Annotated in this window: 16 protein-coding genes, 1 rRNA gene and 1 other RNA gene; 17 read left to right on the forward strand and 1 reads right to left on the reverse strand. The window is 50.4% G+C overall.

Annotated features, from left to right (window positions below):
- The first annotated feature begins 58 nt into the window (after positions 1-58).
- Together K7397_RS17590 and argS are read left to right on the forward strand one after the other, a co-directional pair.
- Positions 59-493, forward strand: coding sequence for a YwiB family protein (locus K7397_RS17590; RefSeq protein ID WP_223069346.1), 435 nt, complete (start codon positions 59-61; stop codon positions 491-493).
- Positions 487-2,175, forward strand: coding sequence for an arginine--tRNA ligase (gene argS / locus K7397_RS17595; protein ID WP_223069348.1), 1,689 nt, complete (start codon positions 487-489; stop codon positions 2,173-2,175). Before K7397_RS17590 ends, argS begins: the two co-directional genes overlap by 7 nt.
- Before the next feature lie 101 nt (positions 2,176-2,276).
- Here argS and K7397_RS17600 read toward each other — a convergent pair whose 3' ends face one another.
- Positions 2,277-3,416 (reverse strand): S8 family peptidase, encoded by a 1,140-nt coding sequence (locus K7397_RS17600; RefSeq protein ID WP_223069351.1) that lies wholly within the window; start codon positions 3,414-3,416, stop codon positions 2,277-2,279.
- Positions 3,417-3,969: 553 nt separating this feature from the next.
- Between K7397_RS17600 and rpoE the strand changes: the two genes are divergently transcribed.
- The 15 genes from rpoE to K7397_RS17675 all read left to right on the forward strand — a co-directional run.
- On the forward strand, positions 3,970-4,539 hold the full coding sequence (gene rpoE, locus K7397_RS17605; RefSeq protein ID WP_223069354.1) for a DNA-directed RNA polymerase subunit delta: 570 nt from the start codon (positions 3,970-3,972) through the stop codon (positions 4,537-4,539).
- A gap of 347 nt (positions 4,540-4,886) precedes the next feature.
- Positions 4,887-6,500, forward strand: coding sequence for a CTP synthase (locus K7397_RS17610; protein ID WP_223069358.1), 1,614 nt, complete (start codon positions 4,887-4,889; stop codon positions 6,498-6,500).
- A 249-nt stretch (positions 6,501-6,749) separates the two neighbouring features.
- A complete protein-coding gene (locus K7397_RS17615; RefSeq protein WP_223069360.1) occupies positions 6,750-7,127 on the forward strand; it encodes a response regulator in 378 nt (125 codons plus the stop codon).
- A gap of 169 nt (positions 7,128-7,296) precedes the next feature.
- Positions 7,297-8,151, forward strand: coding sequence for a class II fructose-1,6-bisphosphate aldolase (gene fba, locus K7397_RS17620; RefSeq protein WP_223069362.1), 855 nt, complete (start codon positions 7,297-7,299; stop codon positions 8,149-8,151).
- Positions 8,152-8,340: 189 nt separating this feature from the next.
- Positions 8,341-9,594 (forward strand): UDP-N-acetylglucosamine 1-carboxyvinyltransferase, encoded by a 1,254-nt coding sequence (locus K7397_RS17625; RefSeq protein WP_223069364.1) that lies wholly within the window; start codon positions 8,341-8,343, stop codon positions 9,592-9,594.
- Positions 9,595-9,864: 270 nt separating this feature from the next.
- Positions 9,865-11,187 carry a transcription termination factor Rho gene (gene rho, locus K7397_RS17630; protein ID WP_223069366.1) on the forward strand — a complete coding sequence of 441 codons (1,323 nt, stop codon included), beginning with the start codon at positions 9,865-9,867 and terminating at the stop codon, positions 11,185-11,187.
- Positions 11,188-11,245: 58 nt separating this feature from the next.
- Positions 11,246-12,526: a radical SAM family protein gene (locus tag K7397_RS17635; protein ID WP_223069368.1), complete on the forward strand. Its 1,281-nt coding sequence runs from the start codon at positions 11,246-11,248 to the stop codon at positions 12,524-12,526.
- A gap of 103 nt (positions 12,527-12,629) precedes the next feature.
- The gene (gene rpmE / locus K7397_RS17640; RefSeq protein ID WP_223069370.1) at positions 12,630-12,827 is read left to right on the forward strand and encodes a 50S ribosomal protein L31; all 198 of its coding nucleotides are present in this window, start codon (positions 12,630-12,632) and stop codon (positions 12,825-12,827) included.
- Positions 12,828-13,022: 195 nt separating this feature from the next.
- Positions 13,023-13,292: signal recognition particle sRNA large type (gene ffs, locus K7397_RS17645), an RNA gene on the forward strand.
- 224 nt (positions 13,293-13,516) lie between these two features.
- Positions 13,517-15,286, forward strand: coding sequence for a DNA polymerase III subunit gamma/tau (dnaX, locus tag K7397_RS17650; RefSeq protein WP_223069372.1), 1,770 nt, complete (start codon positions 13,517-13,519; stop codon positions 15,284-15,286).
- A gap of 67 nt (positions 15,287-15,353) precedes the next feature.
- Positions 15,354-15,665: a YbaB/EbfC family nucleoid-associated protein gene (locus K7397_RS17655; RefSeq protein ID WP_223069375.1), complete on the forward strand. Its 312-nt coding sequence runs from the start codon at positions 15,354-15,356 to the stop codon at positions 15,663-15,665.
- 127 nt (positions 15,666-15,792) lie between these two features.
- Positions 15,793-16,392 carry a recombination mediator RecR gene (recR, locus tag K7397_RS17660; protein ID WP_223069377.1) on the forward strand — a complete coding sequence of 200 codons (600 nt, stop codon included), beginning with the start codon at positions 15,793-15,795 and terminating at the stop codon, positions 16,390-16,392.
- 234 nt (positions 16,393-16,626) lie between these two features.
- Entirely contained in the window at positions 16,627-16,914 is a 288-nt protein-coding gene (locus tag K7397_RS17665; protein WP_223069379.1) for a DUF2508 family protein, read from the forward strand.
- Entirely contained in the window at positions 16,911-17,174 is a 264-nt protein-coding gene (locus K7397_RS17670) for a pro-sigmaK processing inhibitor BofA family protein (protein ID WP_223069381.1), read from the forward strand. Before K7397_RS17665 ends, K7397_RS17670 begins: the two co-directional genes overlap by 4 nt.
- Before the next feature lie 354 nt (positions 17,175-17,528).
- A 16S ribosomal RNA gene (locus K7397_RS17675) occupies positions 17,529-17,876 on the forward strand; the annotation flags it as partial.

Here is a 17,876-nt window from a genome sequence, read left to right on the forward strand (position 1 = left end):
TTTGGATCATGATGTATGATAGAGTAATATAATGAGATGAAATGGGGTTTGAAGCCATATGCCCGATAGCCGAGCAGCAGCCATTACCCTGCAGAGCTCCGATGGAACGGAGACGTCGGTGCAGCACATGCGCGGCGAAGTCATTCATGCCGGAACGGGCACTTACATCCGGTATGAGGAGCCGGAACAGGGGCCGACGGGCGGAACTACACGAACAACCGTCATCATAAATAAAAATGAACTGAAGATTTTGCGTCATGGCGAAATCCAGTCGCAGCAGACTTTCCGGCCCGGAGAACGGCTGCCCGGTTTTTATCGCTCTCCTCTTACGACATTTCAGTTGTCTACGGATACAAAGTCGCTGGAGATCGATACGAACGTGAACGGCGGGAGCTGGAGTTTGAAATGGGCCTACGACCTATACGTATATGAAGAATTGTCAGGACAGTTCACGATCAGTTTGCAAATACAGGAGGAAATCAGGACATGTTAACTCAGAATCCATTGGAGCAAGTCAATCAAGCGGTAAAGGAGGCTCTTGCGGAGGCGATTACGGCGGCGGGTCTCGCGTCATCCGAAGAACTATCGGCCATTACGATTGCGCTGGAAGTACCCAAAGATAAAGCGCACGGCGATCTGGCCACCAATGCCGCCATGCAGCTTACCCGGATTGCGAAGAAGAATCCCCGCCAGATTGCCGAAGCCATTTTGAACCATCTGGATTACGGCAAAGCCTCTATTGAAAAGGCGGAGATTGCCGGACCGGGCTTTATTAACTTTACGCTGGGCAAAAGCTATCTGTACCCGGTCATCGCAAAGGTTTATGCGGAAGGCGAAAATTATGGACGCGTGCAAATTGGCGGTGGCCAGAAGGTCCAGGTCGAATTTGTGAGCGCCAACCCGACGGGCAGTCTGCATCTGGGACATGCCAGAGGAGCTGCCGTGGGAGACGCCTTGTGCAACGTGCTCGATTTTGCGGGATATGAAGTGACCCGGGAATATTATATTAATGATGCCGGCAACCAGATCGCGAACTTGAGCAAGTCCATTGAAGCCCGTTACCTGCAGGAGCTGGGGCAGGATGCGGAGATGCCGGAGGACGGCTACTTCGGCGAGGATATCAAAGGCTTTGCCAAAGAACTGGTGGCCGAGCAGGGAGATACCCTGCTGTCCCGCAATCCGGGTGAGCGTGCGGCTTTCTTCCGCAAATACGGACTGGAAAAAGAACTGGACAAGATCAAACGCGACCTTACCCGTTTCCGCGTTCATTTCGACGTCTGGTTCAGTGAAACCTCCCTATATGATAACGGGCAGGTCGAAGCTTCGCTTGAGGAGCTCCGGGCCAAGGGCCAAACCTATGAGCAGGACGGGGCAACCTGGCTGAGAACGACCGAATACGGAGACGACAAAGACCGTGTCCTGGTGAAGAATGACGGCACCTATACCTATATGACGCCGGACGTCGCGTACCACCGCAATAAATTCAACCGTGGCTTTGGCCGCATGATCAACATTTTCGGCGCCGATCACCATGGCTACATTCCGCGCCTGAAAGCTGCTATGGAGGCGCTTGGCAACGATCCGGAGAAGCTGACCGTATTGATCGCGCAGATGGTCAGCCTGTTCCAGGACGGCGAGAAGGTGAAGATGTCCAAACGTACCGGCAAGGCGGTGACGATGGTCGATTTGATGGATGAAGTCGGAGTCGACGCGATCCGCTATTTCTTCACGATGCGCAGCATGGATTCTCATCTTGATTTCGACATGGATCTGGCCATTTCGACTTCCAATGAAAATCCGGTTTATTACGTGCAGTATGCGCATGCGCGGATTTGCAGCATTTTTCGGCAGGCCGAAGAACAGGGAATTGCCGTTCCTGCCGCAGACTCTATTCCGCTTCATAAGCTGACAGCCGAACATGAGTATGATTTGCTGCGCAAAATCGGCGAACTGCCGGAGGAAATTGCCACCGCTGCGGCCGGCTTTGCTCCACACCGGATTGTCCGCTATGTGTACGAGCTGGCGGCGCTGCTGCACAGCTATTACAAAGCGGAGCGGGTGATTACGGAAGATGCGGAGCAGACCGCGGCACGGCTTGGATTGCTTGGCGCGGTACGGACTACGATTGCCAATGTGCTGAAGCTGATCGGCGTGGAAGCTCCGGAGCGGATGTAATCCCCTCACGTTAAGCATCCAAACGCACATGAAACAAACCGCCTATCCTGTGCAGCTGGCCTGAGCCGGCAGGCAAGGGAAGGGCGGTTTTTTTGCCGTTTCTATTTGATGCGCTTGCGAACTAGACGGTAGGCGTCAAGCTCCCCAGCCCCCATTTTGCTTTTCAGGGCGGTACCGCTAAAGGGGCGGCTCGTTCGGCGGAGCAGCGATTTGATTTTCGCGGGACTGAGGCCGGGACGTTTGGCGAGCAAAAGGGCAATGGCCCCGCTGACGTGAGAGGTAGCCATAGAAGTGCCGTTCATTCTTCGGTGTTTGCCGCCGAGCCAGGAGGAACGGATCTGATCTCCAGGCGCATAAATATCAATAAGCGGCCCCAGATTGCTGAATTTGGCAATCTGCCGTTCCCGGTTCGTGGCGCCTACCGAAATGGTCTGCGGAAGTCTGGCAGGATAGTCAATATTGCGTTTTCGCTTGTCATTGCCGGCGGAAGCGACGATGACGACGCCGGCCCGGGTTGCCTTGCTAACGACCTCCTCCATCGCGGCGCTTTTCTTCTTCATGCCAAAGCTCATATTGATGATCTGCATGCTGTTTTGCACACACCAGTCAATTCCGCGAATGATGTCGGAGACATAAGCCGCTCCGTTATTGTCGAAGGCTTTGACCGGATACAGGATGGCGCGCGGGGCTACGCCTGTAATTCCTTCCGGTCCTCCCGCCGCAGCAATCGTCCCGGCAATGTGGGTACCGTGGCCGTTGTCATCATACGGCCATTTGCCCGGACTCAGCAGGTTGATGCCTCGTGCCAAACTGTATTTTAGATCAGGGTGATTGAAGTCCACCCCGGTATCGACGACCCCAATCCGGACCTGGACACCGGTGGAGATAGACCAGGCTTCCGGAGCGCGCACGCGTCTAACGCTCCATGGAATACCCGGATTGGCCTGTTTTTCTTCAGCGGGAAGCCCGTGGACTTTCACCGGCAAATCCTCTTCAATCCGGAGCATGGACCGGAAGCGAAGCGGCAAATCGCCGCAGCGCAAAGGGCATACCAATCCCTGAATAAGCGAAGCTGGAACCATTTGGTGCAGAGGATCGACTCCAGGTCTTGCGAGCTGCAGTTCAGCAAGGAATTCAAGGTAATGATCCGGACTCCGAAAGGATATAATATGGCGCTGTCCTTCTTTGCCGGCAGGATCCATTTGTTCGCTCAGAAAGCGGAGCAATTGGGAAACGTTCATGGGAAGCAGCCCCTCCTGACCAAAGCGTGTTGCAGTATACTATGAAGAGGTCAGGACCGCTGAATGGGGAACTGGCCCGGGTACTCTGAATTAGGCTTGGGCTAATGCTCGATCCGGGACAACATAGCATTGTTGCGATTCAAACGGAGACGGGCAGCGGTGTAAAAGGAGCTAAGATTCCGATAAATTTGCAAGTTGACCACCTGCTATCCGTGTCAATCTGCGATAACAGACATACGATGGAAGAAGGAAGCTGAAAGGGATCAGCTTCCCTATATACCAGGAGAAAGCGGATGCCGCCCGCTTCATCCGAAGAGGATACAGTCGGCAGAGACGGAGCGCTCTCGCGGCTCCGTCTTTGCTTTGGCAGGGGGGAGATACTGGCTTGCTCTTCCGATATTGCGTGATTTTAAAACTTGATTTTTCCATTCAAATAGGTTTTACTATTGTGTGATATGGATAAGTTAAAGTTAAGTGATATCTATTGAAGCGGCATCCGCCGTCTTCCGATGGATTGTGACCGTTAACATTGCGTGAGAGGAAGTGTCCGTAAGTGAGTACCCCACTCGATTTAAAGCTCGATCCGGAGAAGGTTCAGGAAACCCCGATGGTGGATCTGGCATTTATGATTCTGAAAGCAGCGAATACGCCTTATTATTACCGCGATCTGATGAACGAAGTAGCCAAGCTTCGCGGGATGACCGATGAGGAAATTCAAGAAGCGATCGCACAGTTATATACAGAAATTAATATTGACGGCCGTTTTGCATGTGTAGGCACCAATTTGTGGGGTCTGAAACGCTGGTATCCTCTCGATAAATCGGAAGATCCTATCGCAAGCTCCAAGCGTCCGCGCATTATTAATGATGATGATGATGATCTTGACGATGAGGATTATGTGGAAGAGGATGATGACTCCTATTCCGTGGATGATGAAGACGATGTCGATTATGATGCCGAGAGCGAAGATGAAGACGAGATCTTCTCGGATGACGACGATTCCGATGTCGAAGATGATTCGATGCTGGACGATGACGATCTGGATGATGAGGATCTCGAGGGCGACGACGAGAATAACGACGAAGATGATCTCGATCAGGACGAGGAAGAGAACGATAAATAACTCCGGAAGGAGGCGGACCCGGGTTGCCGGGATACCGCCTTTTTCTTTGAATTAAGGGACCTTGATGGAACGATTAAACAATGAATTAAGGTTGCTTGACAGCCGGGATAGTAACGGTTAAACTATTGCATGGGCTTATGATTCGAATTTAAAAAATAGGTATTTTTCCAAAGTGCCCCGGCCTCTTCGGGTGTCACTTTTTTTGTTTTTTAGGGCGTATTTTTTTACGGGTGATTCCCTGTGAAATGGGTTACGCTATAGCTTAGTCGGATGGATTTCTGGAGTTTATGTCAATCATTCACAGTGCCGCTGCCCGGCACTATGTTTAATTAGGAGGTTTTTCAACAGTGGCAAAGTATATTTTCGTAACAGGCGGCGTTGTATCATCTCTCGGCAAAGGGATTACAGCCGCTTCCCTCGGCAGATTGCTGAAGAATAGAGGCTTGAAAGTAACGATCCAGAAATTCGACCCCTACATTAACGTAGACCCTGGAACGATGAGTCCTTATCAGCATGGTGAAGTGTTTGTCACCGATGACGGCGCTGAGACCGACCTGGACCTTGGACATTATGAACGTTTTATCGATATTAATCTGTCCAAGAACAGCAACGTGACAACAGGCAAAATTTACTCATCGGTTATCGGCAAGGAACGCCGCGGGGAATACTTGGGCGGCACCGTACAAGTCATTCCGCATATTACCAATGAAATCAAGGAACGCGTATTCCGTGCAGGCCGCGAAGCCGGATCCGATGTAGTCATTACGGAAATTGGCGGCACGGTTGGCGATATTGAAAGCCTTCCTTTTCTTGAAGCCATTCGTCAGATCAAGAGCGATATTGGCCGCGAGAACGTCATGTATATCCATGTGACGCTTATTCCTTACATCAAGGCTGCAGGTGAAGTGAAAACCAAGCCGACTCAGCACAGTGTAAAAGAACTGCGGAGCATCGGCATCCAGCCTAATGTGATTGTATGTCGTACGGAGCATGAGCTGTCCGCGGACATGAAGGCGAAGATCGCCTTGTTCTGCGATATCGATCCGAGTGCCGTTGTGGAATGCCGGGATGCGGATACGCTTTATGAGGTGCCTTTGAATCTGCGGGATGAAGGGCTTGACGAAATCGTCGTCAACCACCTGAAGCTAACCACTCCGGCTCCGAATATGAGCGAGTGGGAGAATCTTGTCGAGCGAATCAGCCGTCTGGAGAAAACGGTTGAAATTGCGATCGTGGGCAAATATGTTGCGCTTCACGATGCCTATCTTAGCGTGGTGGAATCGTTGTCCCACGCCGGATTCGATGCGAACGCGGATGTGAAAATCCGCTGGGTGAATGCGGAAGAGGTCACGGACGAGAATGTGGCCGAGCGTCTCGCAGGCGTTAGCGGCATTCTGGTGCCTGGCGGTTTTGGAGACCGGGGGATTGAAGGGAAAATTACAACAATCCGTTATGCCCGCGAGAACAAAATTCCGTTCTTCGGCATTTGCCTCGGCATGCAGGTTGCCGTTATCGAATATGCACGTTCCCTTGCGGGGATGGAAGGAGCCAACAGCTCGGAGATCAATCCGGGAACGGAATATCCGGTTATTGATCTTCTGCCGGAGCAGAAAGATATCGAGGACTTGGGCGGCACGATGCGCCTGGGGCTGTATCCGTGCAAGCTGGTTCCCGGTTCGCTCGCCATGGATTGCTATAACGATGAGCTGGTATATGAAAGACACCGTCACCGGTACGAATTCAACAACAGCTACCGTGAGGAGATTGAACGCGCCGGACTTCGCATCTCGGGAACTTCCCCGGATGGACGTCTGGTGGAAATGATCGAGCTTCCGGACCATCCTTGGTTCCTGGCTGTGCAATTCCATCCGGAATTTACATCCCGGCCGAATCGTCCGCAGCCTTTGTTCCGGGAGTTTGTGAAGGCTTCCCTACAATACGGGGAGAACTCCTGTAATTAGGCAGGAATGAAGTGAGAATGAAATAGGAAACGGCTGGTCATCCCGCTCACTTGACTTTTTATGAGTTTTCCGAAAACTTCCTTAGCGTCTTTTTCATATTCCAGAAGGAATTGACAAAATAAAGACGAATATTCCTTATAAGGGCGGTTTTATATGGTTCCGGTTAGCAATCGGGCACTGCATTTCTGGGGATTTTTAAAGGCATGGCTCGTTTGAAAGCGGCACATGCCGATTCTTGGGAGGTTTCTCATGGAAGAGAAGAAAGTGTTGATCGTTGATGATCAGAACGGAATCCGAATTTTGTTGATGGAAGTATTCAGCAGTGAAGGGTACAAAACCTATCAGGCGGCCAACGGAAAGCTTGCTCTTGAGATTGTGCGGAACGACTCTCCGGATTTGGTGCTTCTCGATATGAAGATTCCGGGTATGGATGGACTCGAAATCCTTAGACATATCAAAGCGGTCAATCCGGATATCAAAGTCATCATGATGACAGCTTACGGCGAACTGGATATGATCAAGCAGGCCACTGAACTGGGCGCTCTAATGCATTTTACAAAGCCTTTCGATATAGACGAGATGCGATTGGCGGTAAATATGCAGCTGAAAGGACGAGCTGTTCTTTAGACTCCTGAAAAGGAGTTCTTTTTATGACAATTTGCGAAAACGACCATGAAAGTATCACAAAGCATGTAAAAGCTGCTTTAGTATTTTCCGTGGATTGTGTTATAATAACCGAGTATGAATGTCGGCTAAAAATTATACAAAAACTTACCTTTTTTTAGGAGGATTTGACATGCCATTAGTATCCATGACAGAGATGTTAAAGAAAGCACTTGAAGGGAAATATGCGGTTGGTCAATACAACATCAACAACCTTGAGTGGACGCAAGGGATTCTGGCTGCGGCAGAACAAGAAAAATCGCCTGTAATTCTTGGTGTATCCGAAGGTGCTGCCCGTCACATGAGCGGCTTCAAAACGGTTGTTAAAATGGTTGAAGGTCTTTTGGAAGATATGAAAATTACCGTTCCTGTGGCTATTCACCTTGACCATGGTTCCAGCTTTGAGAAATGTAAAGAAGCTATCGACGCCGGTTTCACTTCCGTTATGATCGACGCTTCCCATCATCCAATCGACGAAAACATTGAAACCACGAAGAAAGTCGTTGAATACGCGCACTCCAAAGGCGTTTCCGTTGAAGCCGAAGTTGGCCTCGTAGGCGGACAAGAAGACGACGTTGTGGCTGACGTTATGTATGCGAAGCTGGAAGACTGTGTACGCGTTGTGAAAGAAACCGGCATCGACACACTGGCTCCGGCGCTTGGCTCTGTTCATGGACCTTACAAAGGCGAACCGAATCTCGGATTTAAAGAAATGGAAGAAATTAGCAATGCTACCCAAATCCCGCTCGTGCTTCATGGCGGTACAGGCATTCCTGAGCACGACATCAAGAAAGCCATCTCCCTGGGTACTTCCAAAATCAACGTAAACACAGAGAACCAAATCAACTTTACGAAAACCGTTCGCGAAGTGCTTGCCGCTAAACCGGACGTTTACGATCCGCGTAAATACATCGTTCCAGGCCGTGACGCCATCAAGGAAACCGTTGTTGGCAAAATCCGCGAATTCGGCACTAGCAACAAAGCCTAAGCTAGATTTTATCGAAGTATGATTTCCAAACAGGCGCCGTACTGACGCTTTGCTTTGGACGATAAGAGCTAACTTTTCTGGGGAAAACACCGCTATTTCGGCGGTGTCTTTCCCTTTTCTGTGTTTAAGTGGTATTATGGTGGAGTACCATCAGAACCTTTTACGCATTCAGGGGGATCCTTAGCAATTATGGAAAAGTTGATGATAGCCGGTGGTCGTCCACTGCGCGGAACTGTTCAAATTAGCGGAGCCAAGAATAGTGCAATTGCCCTTCTTCCTGCCGCTATTTTGGCAGAATCGAAAGTGATTTTGGATAATTTGCCGCAGCTAAGCGATGTTGCGGTATACACGCATATACTTGAGGAACTGGGGGCCACGGTATCCTGGTCTGAAAATCAGATCATCATTGATCCAAGCCAAATTAAGTCCATTCCGATGCCGAATGGCCCCGTCAAGAAGCTTAGGGCTTCCTATTACATGATGGGTGCGCTGCTTGGCCGGTTCGGCGAGGCGGTCATCGGTTTACCGGGAGGCTGCAACTTCGAGCCCCGGCCGATCGACCAGCACATCAAAGGGTTTGAAGCATTGGGCGCTACCGTAACGAATGAGCACGGAGCGATTCACCTCTATGCGAAACAATTGCGCGGCGCGAGAATTTATCTTGATGTCAGCAGCGTCGGCGCAACGATCAATATTATGCTCGCGGCAGCAAGGGCGAGCGGTTCCACCATCATTGAAAATGCGGCTAAAGAGCCTGAGATTATAGATGTAGCCACACTGCTTAATGCGATGGGGGCCAGCATTAAAGGAGCTGGAACGGAAACGATTCGCATCGAAGGCGTCAAAGAGATGTACGGATGCAGGCACTCCATTATTCCTGACCGGATTCAGGCAGGAACGTATATGATTGCGGCTGCGGCTACCCGGGGCGATGTGGTGATCGACAATGTCATACCGAAGCATTTGGAGGCACTCACGGCCAAGTTGATCGAAATGGGCGTCCATGTAGAGGAGCTGGATGAGTCGATTAGGGTGATCGGCTCGGATATTTACGGTCAGGCGGATGTCAAGGCGCTTGTCTATCCGGGCTTTCCCACGGATCTGCAGTCTCCGATGACGAGTCTGCTTACCCAAACCAAAGGCGTAAGCGTGCTCAGCGACTTTGTTTACAGCAACAGATTCAAGCATGTCCCGGAACTTGCCCGAATGGGAGCCAAAATCCGGGTAGAAGGTAGATCTGCGGTTATTGAAGGCGGCCAGTTGAACGCCGCAAAGGTTTCGGCATCCGATTTGCGTGCAGGCGCGGCGCTTGTGATTGCCGGATTGACTGTTCCCGAAGGCATAACCGAAGTGAGTGGCGTTGAATATATTGACCGCGGATACGATCATCTGGTTTCCAATCTTCGCGCTTTAGGCGCCGATGTATGGCGCCAGTCCGAGTAAACGGGCGCTGGTTTGCTTTTCAAGGACATCATCCTACTGATCATATGGCATAATCTTTTCTACTCTTCTCTCCCGGGGTATTGATGGGACGTCAAGCGTTTACCAAGTCGCAAGCTGCTGCCCTTGGCGTCCTCAACCTTATTTTTCATAGGCGGCATAACTCCTCTCTCTGGCGGGTATAACTATATTATCCTCTGCTAGATTCCCAACTCATACAATAGACGGAATATCTAAACATATTAATAAAATTGAATAGGTGGTTATTAAACGATGGATCTTCAAATTGCCGATCTGGAAGAAAAAAAGCTGACAGATCTATACAAGCTGGCCAAACAGTATCAGATTCCATACTATGGACAGTTGAAGAAGAAAGAGCTGATTTTTGCGATTTTGAGAGCGCAGGCCGAACAAAGCGGTTTGATGTTCATGGAAGGCGTGCTGGAAATACTCCCTGAGGGATACGGATTTTTGAGACCGATTAATTATTTGCCAAGCCCAGAGGATATTTATATTTCCGCTTCGCAAATCCGCAGATTTGATCTTCGCACAGGGGATCTTGTGTCCGGAAAATGCCGGGCTCCAAAGGAAAACGAACGTTATTTTGGCCTGCTCCAGGTTAATGCGGTAAATGGGGAGAATCCCGAGCTCGCTTCGGAACGTTTGCATTTCCCTGCTCTTACCCCGCTGTATCCTCAGGAAAAGCTGGTGCTTGAAACTTCACCGAATCATTTGTCCACCCGGATTATGGACCTGCTTGCGCCTGTTGGCCTTGGACAGCGCGGTTTGATTGTAGCGCCTCCGAAGGCCGGCAAAACGATACTGCTTAAGGAAATTGCCAACAGCATCTCTACGAACCGTCCGGATATTTCCCTGTTTGTGCTGCTCATCGACGAACGTCCCGAAGAGGTTACGGACATGCAGCGTTCTGTCCATGGCGAAGTGGTCGCATCGACATTCGACGAGCTCCCGGAAAACCATATCAAGGTGGCTGAGCTTGTGCTTCAGCGCGCTCTGCGCCTTGTCGAGCACAAGAAAGATGTCGTTATTTTGCTGGACAGTATCACCCGTCTTGCCCGCGCTTACAATCTGGTTGTTCCGCCTTCGGGAAGAACGCTCAGCGGGGGGATTGACCCGGCTTCGTTCCACCGTCCGAAACGGTTTTTCGGTTCGGCGCGGAATGTCGAGGAAGGCGGCAGCCTGACCATTTTGGCGACAGCGCTCGTTGATACCGGATCCCGGATGGACGATATCATTTATGAAGAGTTTAAAGGAACCGGGAACATGGAGCTGCATCTGGACCGGAAGCTGGCGGAACGCCGCATATTCCCGGCTATCGACATCCGCCGCTCGGGTACGCGCCGGGAAGAGGCGCTGCTCACCAAGGAAGAGGTGGATACGTTGTGGAGCGTACGCAAAAATATGAATGATTCCTACGACTTCGTGGAAGGATTCCTGAAGAAACTGCGGAACTCCAAGACCAATACAGAATTCATCGCTTCGTTTGATACAGCGGGAGCGCAGACGGCACAGGCGCCAGCCCCTAGGCGGAACACCCGTGCCACAGCATCTTCATCATCGCCTACAGGGGTTTAAATCATTCTCATCCCGGCTGCTTGAGGCGCCTGGCCGAGAAACCAATAAGGAGAACAGTATGTTTTTGGTATATGCAGATGAACAAGGCAACGTATTCGATCATCCTTCGCTGTATGGCCTTGCCAGAAGCGGAGATATGATTGTTGAAATCTTGGAAGACGAACTCATTCCATTGCCGAACGGCGCAACTCTGGTAGGGCTGCCGAATACGCGCCCGATCGGCATGGAACCTAAGACAGGTGAGATGAAGCCGCTGCCGGGTGCTGTGCAGGCGGTTGGCGCTCTTCTGCCTCAAGGCTTTACGCGGCTTTGCCTGCCCGGCTATATGAAGACGGACAAGGATTATAAGCTGCCTTTGTTCGGATACTCCGCCGTTGTCTGGAAAGACGGGCAGTTCTATGTGACAGCCCGCTTAAGCGATGACCCAAAGAAGTGGGACCCGCTGAACTGTGATCCGCTTGAGCTGAAGAGCGGAGTGAAGCGGCTGAGAGCCGAGTATCCGGACAATCGTCTTTATGAGCACTTGTCCAACTGTGCTTTGGGTTACGAATGCCTGACGGCTTCAAATACGTTTCTAAACAGGTGGGAAGGCGCTGTTCCGGTATCCTATTCCTGCAATGCCGGCTGTTATGGCTGCATTTCGGAGCAGCCGGACGATAGCGGCTTTGTCTCGCCCCAGACCCGAATGAACTTCCGGCCCAGAGTGGAGGAATTGGTCGAGGTTATGCTGGAGCACCTGAAAACCCCCGAATCGATTATCAGTTTCGGGCAAGGATGCGAAGGAGAGCCTTCGACCCAGGCGAAGCTTATCATTGATGCGATTAGGCAGGTTCGTGAGCGCACGGACATGGGATATATTAATATCAATACGAATGCGGGGCTAAGCGACCACATTCGCGGCATTGTTGATGCCGGCCTTGATTTGATGCGGGTCAGTACGATCAGCGCGCTGGATGACCATTACAATGCTTATTATCGTCCGCGCGGCTATACGCTTGCCAATGTCGAAAAATCGCTAAAGTATGCAGAATCGCAGGGAGTATACACTTCGATTAACTACCTTATTTTTCCTGGGGTAACAGACCGGGAGGAAGAGGTGGAAGCCATGATCGAGTTTGCGCGCCGCACGAAGCTGAAGCTAATTCAGTTGCGGAATCTGAATATCGACCCTGAGAGCTATTTGGAGCTTATTCCTAAAGCCAAAGGGGATATCCTGGGCATGAAGCAGGCGATTGAAATTTTTCAGGAAGAGCTGCCTGATGTGGTCATCGGATCTTATACGCATGTTCCTCCTGCTGAACTGGCAAGAGCGAAGCGGAAGCCGTCCCAAATGCTTTGATTTGATGATTGCCCTTTCCCGGGGCTGTATGCTATAATTTCGCTTGATTGTCCAATATAACTCTGGGTCCGCATGAGGCTCAGGGCGGAAAGAGGTGAAAGTCATGAAAACAGCCATTCAGCCGAAATATAACATGACAGTGGTGACCTGTGCTTGCGGGAACCAGTTTGAAAGCGGTTCTGTCAAACAGGAACTGCGGGTTGAAATTTGTTCTGCTTGCCATCCGTTCTTCACGGGTAAACAGAAATTTATGGATGCAGGCGGTCGTGTAGATAGATTCAAGAAGAAGTACGGTATTTAATAGAATATCCTGACATGATCAAAAGTCCCCTGACTCCGGAAGGAGTAGGGGTTATTTCATATTTTTCAGAAAGCCGGATTAGTTCCCGATTGGGTTCCAGACGAGCGAAGATTGAAATGGATCTGGGCACACATCCATAAATAGGATGCTGCCGCCTGTTGCATTTTGTACTAGCATAAGATATACTTATTCTCACCGTGCTAGACGGGGAGGTAGCGGTGCCCTGTAACTCGCAATCCGCTGTAGCGAGGTTGAATTCCTGTTTAGAGGTCTTGTCGATGTAAGGTTTGGTCCTGCTCGGTCAATGTTGACGGTTGGGTCCTCCGCAATGAGTAACTGTGAACCTGGTCAGGTCCGGAAGGAAGCAGCCATAAGCAGTCCCACTTTTGTGCCGGAGGGCAGCCTAACCCGAGTTGTTCCGGCAGGGTGCCGCTTGGATCACAATGATCAATAACAGGTGCACGGCTCTAACATGTAATCAAACAACACCCCTGCTTTTTCCAGGCAGAGGTGTTTTTTTGTGTTTTTCTCACTGCATTGAGTATAGTATAATAAGGAAGCGGTTTGTCTTGAGCCGATTATTTTGCAGATGAAGTCTGGTCTGGCATAATGGCTCTTATTCCGCATGATTCTACACATGATTCTGGAATATAAAATAAAGCAAGCTTTGAAAGAAGGTGCCGCAGGAAGTGGAACATGTTGCTCTGTACCGTGCTTGGCGGCCACAGTCGTTTCAGGACATGGTGGGACAACAGCATATTATTCGAACTTTGCAAAATGCGATTCGCGAAGACCGTCTTGCCCATGCTTACCTGTTTTCCGGACCGCGCGGCACCGGAAAGACCAGCGCGGCCAAAATTTTGGCCAAAGCGGTCAACTGCGAGCAGGGTCCCGGTCCCGAACCTTGCAATGAATGCGAGGCGTGCCGCCGTATCACGGCAGGAGCCGTGATGGATGTGCTGGAGATTGACGCCGCGTCCAACCGGGGCGTAGAGGAAATCAGGGACCTTAGAGATAAGGTAAAATATGCTCCGACTGAAGTTCGGCAGAAGGTTTATATAATCGACGAAGTCCACATGCTGACAACGGAAGCGTTTAATGCGCTGCTGAAAACGCTGGAAGAGCCGCCGCCGCATGTGATGTTTATTTTGGCGACTACGGAACCGCATCGCCTCCCTGCAACGGTCATTTCCCGCTGTCAGCGCTTTGATTTTCGCCGTGTATCGCTGGATGAGCAGTGTGATCGGCTAAAACAGATCTGCCAGAAAGAAGGAATTGCGGCAGATGATGAGGCGATTCAATATATCGCCCGTCTTTCTGACGGTGGCATGCGGGATGCGCTAAGCATACTGGATCAGCTTGCTTCGTTCACGGAAGGACAAGTTTCTTATCAGCAAGTGCTCGAAATGACCGGGGGAATTCCTTCGCGCCAATTTGCGGAGCTTGCCGGTACGCTGCTCAAAGGAGACATCGGCGGCGTTCTTCAGATGATTGAACGTTTGATGCAGGAAGGCAAAAGCGCTGATAAATGCATGGAGAACTTGCTGTATTATTTCAGGGATCTGCTCATGATCAAGATGGTGCCAAAGGCTGATAAATTGACCGAACGTGTGCTTGAACCGGATGCTTTCAGCGAAATGGCGGCTGCGTTCTCCAAGGCACAGCTCTTTAAGATCATCGATACGCTCAATCATTATCAGACTGAGATGAAATATGCGATGCAGCCCCAGATGCTTTTTGAAGTCGCCCTGCTGAAATTATGCAGCATAGCTGAAGGCGGGGCCGCGGCTGATCGCGATCCGGCGTCTTTAGCGAGCGCCTCGGTTGCTCCCTCGGCAGCTCAAGGAGCTGACTCGGCTCAGGTCGAGCAGCTTCGCAGACAGCTGCAGGAGCTTGAGAAGAAATTGGATCAGGCGCTGAAATCCGGAAGTGTCGGATCAGGAAGCAAGGCAGAAGCCGACCGGTCTGCAAGACCGCGTACTCCCGCGCCGCGCATTTCTTCGACCGCAAAGATTCCTGCTCATCTTGACCGGTACCTGGCCAACCGTTCAAGCGAGGAATTTTCGGGTATCCAGCAAAAGTGGAACCAGGTTCTGCAGCGCGTGAAGGAAGAGAAGGTTACGATTCATGCCTGGTTCATGAACGGGGATCCTGTCTCCGTCTGGGAGGATGCGGTGCTGGTAGCCTTCAAGAATGACATCCACCGGGAAACGACGGAGAAGCCTGCCAATAAACAAGTCATCGAACGTGTGCTGGAGCAGCAGCTCGGAAAGCCATACAGGCTTGTCACGATGATGCAAAAAGACTGGAACGAGGCTGCCGAGGGAGCTTCTGTCCCGGCGGCGGAACCCTTCGAGCTTCAGCATCCGGAACTGGATGGCCAGGAGGGCAGCAAGGAACCATGGGTGGACGAGGCAGTTCAGTTATTTGGAGAACAGCTTGTAGTCATAAAAGACTAGCACCGAAAGACTAGCACCGCCGTTCGCGGAATACGAAACTTAAACCTTACTAAGGAGATGATTGGAAATGAATAATATGAATCAAATGATGAAACAAGTGAAGAAGATGCAGGAGCAAATGCTTAAAGCCCAGGAGGAGCTGGCTGACAAACAGGTAGAAGGAACCTCCGGCGGCGGGGTTGTTACGGTTAAAGCCAACGGTCATAAAAAAGTGCTGTCCATCGAAATCAAGCCCGAGGCTGTTGATCCGGATGATGTTGAAATGCTGCAGGATCTTATTCTTACGGCTGTCAATGACGCTTTGGCCAAAGCGGAGGAAATTGCCAACAAGGATATGGGCAAATTTACGGGCGGCATGAAAATCCCTGGGTTGTTCTAACTTGTTCTAAAACGGCAATAGGACTGATGAAATGTGAGGATAAACTTCGGAGGCGGCTGGCTTCCGAAGTTTATTCATAATGATCCATGAATCGCAGATAACTTAAGTATAGAAGGAGAACAAACCCTTGTATTATCCCGAACCGATTGCCAAGCTCATCGATGCGTTTACCCGTTTGCCGGGAATTGGTCCAAAGACAGCCGCCCGGCTTGCTTTCCATGTGCTGCGTATGAAGGAGGATGACGTCATTGATTTTGCGAAGGCGTTAGTCAGCGTTAAACGGAACCTCCATTACTGCTCGGTCTGCGGCAATATAACCGATACCGATCCGTGCCAGATTTGCCAGGACAAGACCCGGGATTCTTCTGTCATCTGCGTCGTACAGGAAACAAAGGATCTTGTGGCCATGGAACGAACCAAGGAATACAACGGGTACTACCATGTGCTTCAGGGGGCTATTTCCCCTATGGAGGGAATTGGTCCCGATGATATCAAGTTAAAGGAACTGTTGACTCGGCTGAGCGATGAACGCGTTCAGGAGCTGATATTGGCTACCAACCCGAATATTGAGGGGGAAGCTACGGCGATGTATATTTCCAGGCTGGTGCGGCCGTTCGACATCAAGGTCACCCGAATTGCCCACGGTTTGCCGGTAGGCGGAGACTTGGAATATGCCGATGAGGTGACTCTTTCCAAAGCCCTTGAAGGGCGGCGGGAATTGAACTGACGGATGTTTTTAAGGATGTTTTAAATAGCCTGAAAAGTGGAAGCCTGCGGGCTTCTTTTTTTGCGGTCAGCTCTTTTATCCATTTTCCAAAAGTGATTTGGGAACAAGGAAGCGGTTCTAAGTTTGTCCTTTTCGCGATATGTATGAAATAAAAAAGGGCAGTATTTTTACTCTAGGATCAGCCCAAGGCTTCAAGTTAAGGGTTAAGGTCTGCCTGGCGAAAGGAAGGATACAATGAAGTGGAACGCCTGGTTCTCAAGGAACAGCAAGCGAAGACAGGAGGAGCTGGAATATCGGGAGAAGGAATTTATTTATGGAGAAATTATAAAAGCTCATAAAGAATGGCTAAGGGCGCATCAGGCTTTTCAGGAGGCGGTGGGCAAGGATGAAGTTGACTTCGCCATTTACACTCTTGAAGCGGCAGAAAGACGGTATCAAATCCATTTGAAGGAAGCAAAGAAATCCAACCTTCATTTAGGGGAGCTGGGGAGATACAGATCTTTTGGGAGGCTGGAATCATGAAACTCATTGCAACGGGAATACTGGTTTTATCCATTCTGCTCATTTTGTATATTTGGATTTCGAGGAGACTGGGCTTTGCCTGGATTACACGGCTCAGTCTTCATGTTGTTCTGGCAGCGCTCGGTATTTATGCAGTGAACTTTATGGGTATCCTGCCGCATGTTTATATCCCGCTTAATCCTGCTACAATTAGTACGGTGCTTATTCTTGGACTGCCGGGGGTAGGGCTGTTGATCGGGTTAAAATTAACCTGGATTTAACAGTTGACGCCGCTTTGAATTCTGTGTTACATTATAGTTCGTCCCTTGGAGGTACAAGCATGAGCAACAAGTTGATAAAATCTTTTTTTAAAAAAATGCTTGACTGCTAAATAGGAGATATGATATATTATAAAAGTCGCCGCTGAGATGCGGTGATGCACGAAAGACAGCTTGATCTTTGAAAACTGAACAACGAGTGAGAGGATTTTACGGATGTAAAATCCGGATTTAAGAGAATGAGGATGGCTTGAATGTTCATTCGAGTTTCATCCAATCTCGTCAGATTCAAAATGAGCTAATCGCTCTTTATTAGATGGAATACCACTCCCCTCGGGTGAGCGGATCCTTCCATCTTTATTGGAGAGTTTGATCCTGGCTCAGGACGAACGCTGGCGGCGTGCCTAATACATGCAAGTCGAGCGGAGTTGACGGAGTGCTTGCACTCCTGATGCTTAGCGGCGGACGGGTGAGTAACACGTAGGCAACCTGCCCGTAAGACTGGGATAACTACCGGAAACGGTAGCTAATACCGGATACGCAAGTTCCTCGCATGAGGGACTTGGGAAAGGCGGAGTAATCTGTCACTTACGGATGGGCCTGCGGCGCATTAGCTAGTAGGTAGGGTAACGGCCTACCTAGGCGACGATGCGTAGCCGACCTGAGAGGGTGAACGGCCACACTGGGACTGAGACACGGCCCAGA

Source organism: Paenibacillus caui, assembly GCF_019904135.1.
Lineage (GTDB): Bacteria > Bacillota > Bacilli > Paenibacillales > Paenibacillaceae > Fontibacillus > Fontibacillus caui.